Below are 12,887 nucleotides of genomic sequence, written 5' to 3' on the forward strand. Positions count from 1 at the left end.
AAGCCCGTTTTAGACCTAAGAGAGCATTCGAGTGGTTTTTTACTGATTTTGATAATATGTACATATGTTCAGCGATTTACAGATGATGACCACTTCGGATGCCCGCAAGCGGGTTCAGCTGCTTCTTCGCGTAGCTCGCATGTACTACCAGGATCACATGCTGCAGTCTCAGATCGCCGCAGAGACAGGCTATTCCCGCCCCTCCGTCTCCCGGATGCTGAAAGAGGCCCAAGAGCGAGGACTGGTGAAGATCTCCATTGAGAATCCGCTGGAGCGGCTTGAGGACCTTGAGTCCAGGCTGATTCGACAATTCAAGCTCCGTTGCGCTCGAGTCTCCGAGCCGCCGCAGGGATGCACCGGATATGACGTGGTACCACCAAGTGCGGCATCTCTTCTGGTTGAGCAGACCAGACCCGACTCTTTGATAACCGTCTCCAACGGCAACGCAGTCGCCTACACGGTCCGCGAAGTCCCCCTGCGAAACTGGTCAAAGTCCAAGGTCGTACAGATGATCGGCTCCCTGTCGCCAACTAATCCCATGACGGATTCGCCCGAGATATGCCACATGCTGGCCCAACGACTGGGCGGCAGCTACTCGACGCTGCCAGTGCCCATGGTCCTGTCTTCAACACCAGTGGCAGAGGCCATGCGCAAAGAACGCCAGATCGCCGACACCCTGACCCTGGGCGGGCATGCCGACGTTGCGGTAGTGGGAGTGGGGTCGGTCGAAGAAGGAAGGTCGGGGCACATTTTCAAAGACTACGAGAATGCGGCTTTCATCGAAGAGGTGACCGAACTCAAGGCCGTGGGACACATCTGCGGGCACCACATCGATGCCTGGGGGCGCCACATCCGAACCAGCCTGTGCGAACGCACTATATCGATTGAATTCGAACGCTTGAAGCGGATCCCCCTGGTCATAGGCGTGGCCTGGGGGCCGCAAAAGGTTGCCAGCATCCTTGCCTGTCTGCGGGCCGGGCTTATCTCGGCACTGGCCACCGACCGCGATACGGCAGAAGGGATACTTGAACTTGATCAACGGCAAGGTCAAGCAGACAGACAGGCCTCGGACCGAGCGGAGGCCAGGCAGAGCTGACCCTATTGCAGACCACCAGGCAGAAGGAGCCTGTCAGAGCCGGCCAGCGCATGCTCGAGGGGCGTACAGGATGCCTAAGGCGTGCAGAGCAATCAGCCCAAATGCCCGATCAGATCCTGTCGGCGAAGTGCTTGCGGGCGATCAGCTCGGCAATCTGCACGGCGTTGAGGGCGGCTCCCTTGCGCAGATTGTCATTGGCCACGAACATGGACAATCCCCTCTTGCCTTCCACAGCCTGGTCCTGGCGAATGCGGCCCACAAAGCTGGGATCCTTGCCGGCTGCATCCAGAGGAGTGGGTATTTCCGACAGGCTTACTCCAGGGGCTTTGGACAGCAGGTCATGGGCCTGATCAGGGGTGACGTCGTGCTCGAACTCGGCATTGATGCTCATGCCGTGGGCTGTAAAGACTCCTACCCGCACGCAGGTGCAGGAGGCGGCCAGATCAGGCAGGTGCAGGATCTTGCGGCTCTCATTGCGCAGCTTCTGCTCTTCGTCGGTCTCCCCGCTGCCATCATCGACCAAGTCGCCTATAAAAGGAACGGCGTTGAAGGCGATGGTGCGCACCACCTTGGTGGGCGGGGGAAACTCGATGGCCGATCCGTCAAAGACCAAACGATCAGCACCCTGCTCCACGGCGGTTTTGGCCTCGTCGCGCAACTGGAGGACGCCAGCACGCCCGGCTCCCGACACTGCCTGGTAGGAGGAGACAATCAGACGGCGCAGACCGTATGCCTTGGCTAACGGGCTCAGCACGGGCATGCAAGCCATGGTGGTGCAGTTGGGATTTGCCACGATCCGCCCGGGGATAAGGTCCAGGTCCTCGGGGTTGACCTCAGCCACAACCAGGGGGACCTCGGGATCCATCCGCCAATGGGAGGAGTTGTCGACCACATAGGCTCCGGCCTCGGCAAAGCGTGGGGCCCAGGTTCCTGAGGTCGAACCGCCGGCGGAGAAGATGGCCAGATCAATCCCGCTCAAGTCGGCCTGCTCCACATCCTCGACCGTGATGATCCTGTCACGCCAGCGCAACTGCTCTCCAGCAGACCGGGACGAGGCCATGAAACGCAGGTCAGCCACGGGGAAGTCCCGTTCGTCCAGCATGCGGCGCATGACCATGCCTACCTGGCCTGTGGCGCCCAGAACAGCTACATTGATGCCACGGCGACCGTCGCTTGCTAAATCAGCCTTGTCAGTCATTGCTCCTTCTCCTTTCCACTCAGCGACCCGTGCCGCCATAAACGACCGCCTCGACCTGATCGGCATCCAAGTGGAAAGCCGTATGAATGGCCCGTACCGCCTCGTCCAGATCCTGGATGGGCACCAGGGCGGAGATTCGGATCTCGGAGGTAGAAATCATGAGCACATTGATATGCCTGTCGCTCAAGGCCCGGAAGAAGGTGGCCGTAATGCCCGAGTGGGTCTTCATCCCCACGCCTACAAGAGTCACCTTGCCCACCTCGGGATTGATGTCGACTGAACGGAACCCCAGTTGCTCGCGGGAATCATCCAGCATGGGAACAACCTGATCAGCCTGAGCGGACGGCAGGGTGAAGGAGATATCCACGGTACCGGTGGCCGCCCCAGCCTGGACGATCATGTCGATGTTGATGCCGCCCTCGGCAAGGATAGTGAAGAGCTGTGCGGCTACGCCAGGTCGGTCGGGCACGGCCCGCAGGCTGACCTGGGTCTCGCTGCGGTCGTGGGCCACTCCTGAGATGATGGGTGACTCTGGGCCATTCAGGTCCGGGAACAGGTCGCCCATGGATTCGCCGTTGGTCATGTCCTTCCTTCCGTCATTTCCCGTTGCCTATCGGTGTGCGCAGCGGGACGATCCTGCAGCTGGCCGGTCTCCAAATTGGGAATCTTGTCGACATCAACATCGTCGGGCATAATCAGCGTGCCTGGACGGTGGGAGAAGGAGCTGCGCACGTGGATGGGCATACGGAAGCGCTGGGCATACTCCACGCAGCGCAGGGCCAGCACCTTGGACCCGCCAGCCGCCATCTCCAGCATCTCCTCATATGAGATGCGAGCAATCCTGCGGGCGGTAGGCACGATGCGGGGGTCAGCGGTGAAAACCCCGTCCACGTCGGTATAGATTTCGCAGACATCCGCATTGAGCGCCACAGCCAGGGCCACAGCCGAGGTGTCCGAGCCGCCGCGGCCCAAGGTGGTGGCATCGCCGTCTGAGTTAACCCCTTGGAATCCGGCCACAATCCCCACCTCGCCCCGGTCCAGGGCCTTCATGACCCGCCGGGGTCTGACATGGCGGATATGGGCGGCGCCGTAGCGTGCATCAGTCATGAATCCCGCCTGTGAACCAGTGAAGGAGTGGGCACGCTCACCCTGTGCGTGGATGCTCATAGCCAGCAGGCTCATGGAGATGCGCTCTCCCGCCGTCATGAGCATGTCCATCTCTCGGGCTGGAGGATTGGAATCCACATCCATGGCCTGATCAATCAGATCGTCAGTGGTGTCTCCCATGGCGGAAACCACCACAGCGATGTCATTGCCGGCGCGCTTGGTATCTATGATGCGCTTGGCCACACGCTTGATGGAGTCCGAATCTGCCACCGAGGACCCGCCATACTTCTGAACGATAAGTGCCACTGCTGTTCCATCCCGCGACGGTTAAGCCACTAGACCATCATCTGCAACATGCTGATTACATGGATTATACGAACGACACCGTTCTATCAGACCCCCTCCACCAATATGCGAAACGTGGGCCAGCGCAGACCGGCACAAACCCGGGCTGCAAGGCATGCTGCCTTTGCGTAACCGAAGAATGCGGGAAATGGTCTGACAGGCGACCCTACGGCTGCTTGCCGGAACCGTCATCGACAAGGATCCCGAAAAAACCGACCTCGGCAAGACTGATCCAAAGCCGAAGCGCGAAAGAGCAGCAGCGAAGAAAGCCATGGCTCGGCGACGGCCAGCCCTAAAGAAGGTCGCGACGGCCGGAAATCGCCCGGCCGAGGGTGATCTCGTCAGCATATTCCAGATCACTGCCGACAGGCAGACCGCTGGCCAGCCTGGTGACCCGCAGATCCAGAGGACCCAACAGCCGTCCCAGGTAGGTAGTGGTGGCCTCGCCTTCGATGTTGGGATCCAGGGCCAGCATGACCTCCTTGACCTGATCCGTGCCCAACCGCTTCAAAAGCTCGGGAATGCGCAGATCGCCCGGCCCGACGTTGGACATAGGATCGATGGCCCCGCCCAGCACATGATAGAGACCCCGGTATTCTCCGGTTCGTTCGATGCTCATGACGTCCTTGGGTTCCTCGACTACGCAGATGATGCTGCGGTCACGACGCGGATCCTGGCAGATGGGGCATGGGCTGGTCTCGCAGACATTGCCACATATCTCACAAAACCGAACCTTCTCTTTGGCTGCAACAATGGCATCGGCCAGGTCCTGAGCGCTGCGTCGATCAGCTCCCAGAATGTAGAAGGCAATGCGCTGCGCACCCTTTGGACCAATCCCCGGCAGCTGGGCAAAGGCATCAATCAGCTGTTGAATGGCTCCATCATAGGTTGCAGCCATCATTCACCTTCCTGTCGTTGCGCGTGCTCCTGTCGACGCCTTTGCACGTTGATCGGATTCTGCGGGTCATCAGCAGCAAAATCCTCCACCTTGGTCACATCAAACAATTTGGTCAGTTCATCCTGGTCCATGGCATTGTCTGCCCCAAGCCTGGCATCGTCCATGGAATAGACATCGTCCTCAGGATCCACGGAAGGCCCCGCAGCTTCTGAGACGACTCCAGCAGACGATGCCCCAGCCTGATCGGGCCCGCCGGAGGTCTGACTAGCGAAGCCTGCAGGCATCCTCCTGTCCTCAGACACAGAGGCCTTTGCCATTGACTCATCCGGTTTCCCGGCGGTACCCGAACCGTGACCACTGACCTGCTCGTCTGACGAGGTTGGGACACCGGTTGCCACCCCCGCGTCTTCGGGAACCGACCCGATCTCTGATCTCGGATCAGGGGTTGCAGCCGAGACGCTTCCCAGACCAGACGAATCAACCGACTTCGCAACTGCAAGCCCCTCATCCAAAGCTCCGCGGCTCTGACTGTCGGAATCTTGGCTGCCGGAGAGCTCTGTGGATGCTACTGAGGTGGTTCCGGAATCAGGCAGAGCCCAGGGATCCGTGTCATCGCTCATATCCGGCAAAGCCACTTTTTTAGGCTCATGATCCTTCCGACCAGCGGGTCCGTCGCTGCCCTCACCGGACTGCCAGGCCTTTTGTGGCGCATGAGTTGATGGCATAGGGCGGGCCCACGGATCATCGTCCGGCAATACTGTAGAAGCGGTAGAGCCAAAGCCCGCAGCAGGCAGCGATTCCGGGGATGACCGGACAGGCCCGCCGACCGGGTGGTGAGCATCGTCGGAGCTTCCGTCGTCTGGAGCTTCTCCAGGGGTGGACCTTCCGCCCGATGCCGAAGTTCCAGTCTCACCATCATGACCAGCCGAGGCCGTCATCTCCCTAGGGGCATGCCCCTGCTCCGTGGCCGCATGAGGCATGACCGCCGCTCCAAGATTCATAGTGGCCAAGCCAGCACGTGCCAGAGCCACCTCCTTCTTGACCTCTGCCCGACGCTGGGGAGACATCCTGTTAACGGACTCCACCGTCTCACCGTTGGCAGCCGTCCCTGACGGGGCGATCATGGTGGCCTGTCCGAACTCCTGGCGAGCGCGGACCATGACAATACGAGGCACCTTGGTCTCCCCGTCAACCGACTGCGCAGCCACGGCCATGGCGAAAGCATGCTGACTGAGCGGACGATCGAAGGTCATGGACAGCCGTTGGCGACCGGAGGGATCCGCTTTCATTGCCACGGTAGGCACCCGGTCCCGCACCACATACTGGCGCACCTCATCCGGCAGGGCAGCCACCAAGGCATCCCAGCGCTTATCCAGTTCCGTGCCGGTCGGCACCTCGGTTTCCTGCCCTTGCGCAACATTCTGCCGTGCAGTCCCAGTTGGTTCCGCAGACCGGGCGGATTCGGAAGGACTGGATGGCGTGGCCTGCCCCCCTGGCTGTCGAGTCGGCGAGGAGGGGGCTTCCATGCGCTCGGGTTGGACAGGGCGGGAGCTGGAAGGAGCCGACTGCCCGTCGCTGGCTTGCAGGCCCTTAGCGGAGGGATCGGAACGAGAACCGGCTACGGGCTGCGGCCCTGCAGAGGAGGCGGGCGCTGCAGCAGACGACGAGACTGCCCTGCCAGGCTGTTCGGGGCCATCAGCGCCATTGGCATGACTATACTGCGTCGTTCTGGACGGCCGGCCGTTCTGCTGAGCCCTGTCGGCGCCAATGAACCCGCTGCGGGTTGGCGCAGAAGCCGACGCATCGGCGGAAGCTGCCCCTGCGACCGGTGCCTGCTCCATAGGCTCGCAGCCGATTGCCAGCAGCCTGGCAGCCAGCAACTCCAAACGCATCCTAGGCGAGGTGGCTCCGTTCATTCCCGCCAGTGCATCGTTGATGATATCGGCCATTCTGGTCAGGACCTGTAGATCCAAAGCATCCGCCTGTCGATGCAGGTTGGTCACTTGGTCGTCGTCGGCATCCCCGCTGAGCACGCTTTCAGCCCGATCCCCCGCCAGCTTGAGAACCAGAAGGTCGCGAACATGGGCCAGCAGATCCTCGACAAAGCGCTGGGACTCGAACCCGCCGACGACCACCTTTTGAATGGCACCGTAGAGTCCGGCTCCATCGTGGGCAATCAGTGCGTCCACAGCTTCACTGATCAGCGCTGCTGGGGTAAACCCCAGCAGCGCTACCGCCGCATTATAAGTGATGGTGTGCTCGTCAGCGCCTACCATGAGCTGGTCCAAGACGGAAAGGGTGTCACGCACCGATCCGCCTCCGGCCCGCATGGCCAGCCTGAGCACACCGGACTCGGCCTTGATGCTCTCCTTTTCGCAAATGTCCTCAAGGTAGGGCCCCATGACTTCCTGAGGCACTAGGCGGAAGGGGTAGTGGTGGGTGCGGGAGCGGATAGTGCCGATCACTTTCTCCGGCTCTGTGGTAGCGAAGATGAACATGACGTGTTCCGGCGGCTCCTCGACGATCTTCAGCAGGGCATTGAATCCTTGCTGGGTGACCATATGAGCCTCGTCCAAAATGAAGATCTTGTAGCGGTCACGCACAGGGGCGAAGCCTGCCCGCTCCCTGAGCTCCCTGGCATCGTCAACGCCATTGTGGCTGGCTGCGTCAATCTCCACCACATCAATGGAACCGGGGCCTCCCGTGGCCAGATCCCTGCAGCTGTCGCATTCGCCGCAGGGATGGCTGGTCGGACCCTTGGCGCAGTTGACGCAACGAGCGAAAATCCTGGCACTGCTGGTCTTTCCGCATCCTCTGGGACCAGAGAAGAGATAGGCATGGGTCAGCCGGTTCTCATCCAGAGCTCGGGTAAGGGGCACCGTGACCTGCTTCTGACCGATGATGCCGTCAAAAGTGTCAGGCCGATACCGCCGATAGAGTGCTAGTGCCATGGTTCAAGGCTATCCATTTCTTTAGACACGTTCGCTTTCCTTCCTAAGGCTTCCCAACCCGCTTCCTTCGCTCATCCACAAGGTTCGGGGCCTGCCCGGGCAGACTGGACCAGGCGGGGCATCATCGGGATCCCGGTCTCTACCCCCACCGAGACCTTCACATCGCCTCCATCCACCTGACAGTCAGTCAGGACCCCACGGTTGAGACGAGCGACCCGGGAAGCCAGAGCACAGGGCTGCGTCTGTCCTTCGTCCAGGGCGGAAGCTGCAGCCAGCGCCGAGACGTCGGCACCGGTACGCGCACGTGTCCGGCAGATCATGAGATTGCCCAGCAGTACCGCCAAACCCAGCCCCAGGCCAACCAGAACCATCAGCATGATGCCCAGAACCGTGCCGGAGCCCGGATCAGAACCCCCTACCCATGAACCGGTACGTTCGACGCGCGTCCTTCTGACATGTTCAGGCATGACTCATTCCTCCAATATGGCCACGGCATCGCCATGGACCTGTGCAGGCAGCACGCCCATTGGGCCGGAAACCACTGGACATGACACTCTAACTGCCGTCTGCCCAGCTGACGAGCTCAGCCGCACCTGGGCATGCGGCCCGGCCATCCGGCTCACCAGCTCTCGGGAATCGCCCTTGCCCTGGGTGACGATCAGGTCCCTGGCAGCTGCGTTGGCCGCATCCTGACAGACCATGCCGATCCTGATCGTCTGAGTCAGCGTCAGCAGTAAAAGAGCGAGGACCATAACAGCGGGAAGAACGATGGCGAACTCGGCCGTTACTGTGCCGTTATCGGATCGCCACCGTCGTCTCCGCTCGGCCCCTCTTTCAGCCGACGGCACTGAGCGCCTTCTTCACTAAGCCCATCAGCAAAGTGCGCGTAGAGGAGGATTTGACAATGGCCAGCAGCACTCCGGCCAGCGTGGCGGCAACCACCATGATCACAGCGTATTCAGCAGTGATGGCCCCCGATTCAGGCCTTGCCAGTACTACGCTCAGCCGTGCATGCAAGGCACGCACTCCAGAGTCCACAGCCCGGCTGATGCGAACGTACAAAGCCGCCATGAAACGATTGGAACGTTGCCGCATTCTTTGAAGCCACCGGAATCCGGCATCTGCGGCAGGCCATGTCGCAGTCGGCACCAATTGGCCTCCTGCCTGTCTGGTCTGCAGATGGAAGACTGTAGCAATCTCCTGTGTATGTGTCATCGTTCTCACCTTTGTCTTTCCTTGTTTCCCCACCCCAGCGGACGACTGTTCCTCAGGGAATCGGCATCCGGTACCTTTAACTGTGCTCGGTCCGGTCCATCTCTGCCGTCTTGTCAGATACATGTGGTCGAGCGGACCTGCATCGGCAACCTGTGGACAACTGAACCCACCAGAGCTCCACACCCTCAGGACATCCCACCCACAAAGGCCGCAATGCAGGGAATGACTCCGATCAGCACGAAAGCGGGCAGAATACACAGCCCGGTCGGCACCAGCAACCTGACAGTGACCGTCGCCGTAGCCCGTGCCAGTACGCTGCGAACATGGTGATCCAGCCGGCGCATAGTCGTGTCGATACGCGTCAGGGGCGATGATCCCAAACGCCAGGACGGCTCCAGACAGTCAGCCAGAATCCGCATGGACCGCCCGTAATCAGGATCGCCGATCGCTCCCGACCAGGACAGAGCCCATCCGTTGCCACGTCCGAGCAGGTGAGCCACGCGAACCATTCGAAGCCCATAAGGACCTGGCAGCAGCCCGCCAACCACACTCAGGGCCCTGGGCAGAGAGGCCCCCTGACGAACAGCGACCCTTAGCAAGGCCAATACCAGGCTCAAGGGCGGGGTGAAGACCTGCTCATCGGCTAATCGCTCACCCAAGCCGTCGAATTCCACGAGCAGGATGGCCAGCATGGTCGACACTGCGGCAATCAGCGGTTTCAGATCCATAGATCCTCCCTGCCCAGATCGTTCATCAGCAGGTGCATCCAAACCATACCAAGAACATAGAAGGCCACTCCAAGGATCAGACATATGGTCCCTGGACCTGGGCGACAGAGGAAGGCCATTGGTCGTGCACCCATGAATTCTCCCATGATGATTGTCAACACTGGCAAGATCGACAGGAGGCGGATCGTGGCTTTGGGCACAGCGAAGGCTTTTTCCCGGGCCTCATCCAGAGCCGCCCGCCGCGTCTGCATGGCCTCCACGGCCCGCAGCCCATCCGAGGCCCGGCAGCCCAGGATGGCGCTGAGCCCATAGCAGGCCATCAAAGCCTGGGCCATAATCAGCAGAGTCGCTCCTCGTTCCTTGGGTAAGCATCGACTCTCCAGCATGGCCATGACACGTTCCCATGTGACCTCCCGAGTGGCGAACCGCCGCCCGGATGCCTCCTCGAAGGCCTCTACCAGTCCGCCCCCATTATCAACATAGGCAAGCAGGGAAGTGATCAGCCCCGCCAGGCCGAGCCGATCTGACCGTGCAGAGGATCTGACTGACATGACTTTCAGTCTTGCGGTCGCGACGCCGCTAGGCGGAAGCAGGGCCAGACCGGCAATAGCCGTCAACATCGCAGTCAGCCAGACCGCAGTCTCATCACCCATGATCCTCCTTTGCCATAGTTGCGCGCGCCGGGACGCTGGTCACAATGCCCCACCGCCTGGCGAACCCTGACCAAGCCGATCCATATGCAGCAGCCCCTCGGCCAGGCCAAGTGCAGACAGCCTCTCCAAGAAGCCGACCATCGGCAGCGGTTGTCAGTCGACCAATCTGGGCAATATGTCTATGACCTGCTGAACGTTCCAGATGGATAACAGCATCAAACGCCCCCTGTGCCAGAGCTGCCAGAGCCCTCGGCTGCAGCCCCGCCAGCAGCCCCAGAGTCGCTAGCCTGGAGGGAACGCGTTCCACATTGTCGGCATGCAAAGTCGCCATGCCTCCCCGATGACCAGAGTTGAAGGCCCGCAACAAATCCGCTATCTCCTCTCCCCGGCACTCGCCCAAGATAATCCGATCTGGCCGCATGCGCAGTGTGGCCTTGACCAAATCGACCAGCCCAACGCCCCCTGCTCCTTCAACGTTCGACTCTCTGGCAGCCAGGGAAACCATATTCCTATGACCGGCAATACGACCTAGCTCGCGAACTTCCTCCACGACGATCAGCCGTTGCTCCTGCGGGCACATACTCAGCAGGGCCCGCAGCAGCGTGGTCTTGCCGGCACCCGTGCCTCCGGTCACCAGGATGCTGGCTCGGTTGATCACCAGCGCCCGAAGGATGAAGAGCCAGCTGGCGGGGCACAGCCCCGCAGCAGCTAGCTCATCCAGACCGGGCGGATGCCTGTTGGGCAATCTGATGGAGATAGCAGCGCCCTCGGGAACAAGCGGGGCCAGTACGGCGTGGATTCGGATCCCCTCTCTGCTGGAAGCGTCGGCCATGGGACGAGCATCGTCCAGGCGACGTCCCAACTGAGCGCATAACTGCACAGCAAAGTCCCTTACAGCCTGAGGGCCTGTGAACCCAGGCCGGAGCAGGACCTCCTCCATGCCTGCGCCTCGATCGATCCAGACATCGCCCTGCCCGGTCACGGCGATGTCAGTCACCGCAGGATCGCTCACCAGTCCATCCAAGTACCCGAAAGTAGGAGGCTGAGCGAAATCGCCATCACAGAATGGACCTTCAACGCGTCCCCCATTCCCTGTGATCATCTGACAGTCCTGGACCGAATCGATTCGTGAGGCGAGATCTGATCTCCTTCTCTTTCGCCGACAGTTATCATCCGCGCGATCCGCTCCACCAGGGGGTGAAGAGCACGGACGTATGCGCGCGGCACCCGCTCCAGACCACGCCCATCCAAGACGGATGCCGACAGGTTCGGCTGCGGCTTGAGAACCGCGTCCAGCGATCGACCCAGGAACTCCTCTGCCTCCTCCGGGTCGACGCCATGACTGACCCAGTGCTGGATGGGCATCATCCCAATCACAGCCATAGGGGGTCTGCAGGCGATCAATTGACTGTTCTGGTCTCGATCACCAGCACCTCTGCGGCTCTTCAGCGCATGGAGAAGTGCCTTCGCCCGTGCAAGCCCCAGCACGGTCATGTCCACCATCAACAGCGAAGGCATTCCTCTCAGCGAGCGCAGATTGCCGAGACCCCGGCCCCGACCGGCATCAATCAACAGCAAATCAGCAAATCCAGCCATTGCGCTGACTGCTGCATCCACGTCCCACCAGCCTTGTGGAGGGGCGCTCCAGGGATCGTTGCTGAGCACCGGGATGCCATCCCAGATCGGCAGTTCCTCATGGAGAGCTTGCGGATCCACTCGGCCCAAGGGAGCTCGAATTCGCCCCAGACGCATGCCAGGCGCCCCCTCAATACCGACAAGTACATCCATCCCTCCGCTATCCAGGTCCAGATCTGCCAAAGCGCATGACAGGCCCATGTCCTGAAGCTGTTTGGCCATCAGCGCGGTCATGGTTGTCAGCCCAAGCCCTCCCGAGGCCGAGAGAAAGACCAGTCCAGTCACGGCGGACTCATATTCGGATCCTGAACCGCTACGCCCAATGCCCGTATCTTGGCCTGCAATCCGTTGATCGGACAGGGAAGATCGCCCGAGCCGATCGGCACCCTCATCCTGCAAGCAACCAGGTTCCGACGATCCCGACTGATCGAACTGTCGGACCATACCCGTCGCCCTCCCCGCTCGATGCTCCGGGAGCGACCCGACTGAATTAAAGGAGTGCGGAGTCCATTCAGGCTTCCACCCTCTCATGCCAACTTTTATAATCTTCTGCGGTCTGCCTATGCTCATTCCGGTCATGGCTACCAGCACACCCGCCCCTTGGCGACAGCACCAGCCCCCGGCGCTGATGTGGTCGAATGACCTCATGTCTCCACATTGCTTCATCGCCTCTGTTCACGAATGAATAAATATCACGACACGCCTGAAACTCCAGTATTTTCAGCTCCATGCCCGAGCGAAGGCCACAGATAATCACATAGAAACAACAGATTCCTTCAAACCTGGCGTACTTGACCTGTCGAAATGCACGAAATCACACAAAAGATCAAACGGGCAGCCTTCTCCGCTCTAACGCGATGGGCATGCTTGCCATTGGTCTCAAAACCGGCATAATGACATATACAAGGAAGGTTCGAGAACACGGAAGCCCACAAAGTGTATGGCCACCAGGACCGATACGTTGAACGGGTGTATTAAGACTTGACCGTTGCAACGATGATGTTGTGCAGAGATTCCCACCGAATCGACCTTGCGGGAACGGCCTCCTGCGGGGGCCGTTC

13 protein-coding genes are annotated in these 12,887 nt (G+C 60.6%); 1 reads left to right on the plus strand and 12 read right to left on the minus strand.

All coding sequences use genetic code 11. The features are described 5' to 3' along the window. Positions 1–82 precede the first annotated feature (82 nt). Positions 83–1,096, plus strand: coding sequence for a sugar-binding transcriptional regulator (locus tag ACUIAD_RS02135; protein WP_445343544.1), 1,014 nt, complete (start codon positions 83–85; stop codon positions 1,094–1,096). A 109-nt stretch (positions 1,097–1,205) separates the two neighbouring features. Here the strand turns inward: ACUIAD_RS02135 and ACUIAD_RS02140 are convergent, their stop codons facing one another. The 12 genes from ACUIAD_RS02140 to ACUIAD_RS02195 form a co-directional block, all read right to left on the minus strand. Next, positions 1,206–2,294 carry an aspartate-semialdehyde dehydrogenase gene (locus ACUIAD_RS02140; RefSeq protein ID WP_110452744.1) on the minus strand — a complete coding sequence of 363 codons (1,089 nt, stop codon included), beginning with the start codon at positions 2,292–2,294 and terminating at the stop codon, positions 1,206–1,208. Positions 2,295–2,313: 19 nt separating this feature from the next. Further along, complete coding sequence (locus ACUIAD_RS02145; protein ID WP_015022547.1) at positions 2,314–2,877, minus strand: ACT domain-containing protein; 564 nt, start codon at positions 2,875–2,877, stop codon at positions 2,314–2,316. Further along, complete coding sequence (locus tag ACUIAD_RS02150) at positions 2,874–3,707, minus strand: aspartate kinase (RefSeq protein WP_445343545.1); 834 nt, start codon at positions 3,705–3,707, stop codon at positions 2,874–2,876. The genes ACUIAD_RS02145 and ACUIAD_RS02150 overlap by 4 nt, the downstream gene beginning before the upstream one ends. 331 nt (positions 3,708–4,038) lie before the next feature. Then, positions 4,039–4,644, minus strand: a complete 606-nt coding sequence (recR, locus tag ACUIAD_RS02155; RefSeq protein WP_445343773.1) for a recombination mediator RecR — start codon at positions 4,642–4,644, stop codon at positions 4,039–4,041. Next, the gene (gene dnaX, locus ACUIAD_RS02160; RefSeq protein WP_445343546.1) at positions 4,644–7,595 is read right to left on the minus strand and encodes a DNA polymerase III subunit gamma/tau; all 2,952 of its coding nucleotides are present in this window, start codon (positions 7,593–7,595) and stop codon (positions 4,644–4,646) included. The genes recR and dnaX overlap by 1 nt, the downstream gene beginning before the upstream one ends. Before the next feature lie 71 nt (positions 7,596–7,666). Next, positions 7,667–8,062 carry an Rv3654c family TadE-like protein gene (locus ACUIAD_RS02165; protein ID WP_445343547.1) on the minus strand — a complete coding sequence of 132 codons (396 nt, stop codon included), beginning with the start codon at positions 8,060–8,062 and terminating at the stop codon, positions 7,667–7,669. A gap of 3 nt (positions 8,063–8,065) precedes the next feature. Further along, positions 8,066–8,443, minus strand: a complete 378-nt coding sequence (locus tag ACUIAD_RS02170; protein WP_110452748.1) for a TadE family type IV pilus minor pilin — start codon at positions 8,441–8,443, stop codon at positions 8,066–8,068. Beyond that, positions 8,430–8,810: a DUF4244 domain-containing protein gene (locus ACUIAD_RS02175; RefSeq protein ID WP_258333198.1), complete on the minus strand. Its 381-nt coding sequence runs from the start codon at positions 8,808–8,810 to the stop codon at positions 8,430–8,432. The genes ACUIAD_RS02170 and ACUIAD_RS02175 overlap by 14 nt, the downstream gene beginning before the upstream one ends. A gap of 185 nt (positions 8,811–8,995) precedes the next feature. After that, positions 8,996–9,538 (minus strand): pilus assembly protein, encoded by a 543-nt coding sequence (locus ACUIAD_RS02180; protein ID WP_110452749.1) that lies wholly within the window; start codon positions 9,536–9,538, stop codon positions 8,996–8,998. After that, positions 9,529–10,191, minus strand: a complete 663-nt coding sequence (locus tag ACUIAD_RS02185) for a Flp pilus assembly protein TadB (protein ID WP_445343548.1) — start codon at positions 10,189–10,191, stop codon at positions 9,529–9,531. The genes ACUIAD_RS02180 and ACUIAD_RS02185 overlap by 10 nt, the downstream gene beginning before the upstream one ends. Continuing rightward, complete coding sequence (locus tag ACUIAD_RS02190) at positions 10,184–11,293, minus strand: CpaF family protein (protein WP_445343549.1); 1,110 nt, start codon at positions 11,291–11,293, stop codon at positions 10,184–10,186. The genes ACUIAD_RS02185 and ACUIAD_RS02190 overlap by 8 nt, the downstream gene beginning before the upstream one ends. After that, positions 11,290–12,111 (minus strand): ATPase, encoded by an 822-nt coding sequence (locus ACUIAD_RS02195; RefSeq protein ID WP_181414499.1) that lies wholly within the window; start codon positions 12,109–12,111, stop codon positions 11,290–11,292. The genes ACUIAD_RS02190 and ACUIAD_RS02195 overlap by 4 nt, the downstream gene beginning before the upstream one ends. Positions 12,112–12,887 lie beyond the last annotated feature (776 nt).

The organism is Bifidobacterium sp. ESL0819 (genome assembly GCF_052606245.1).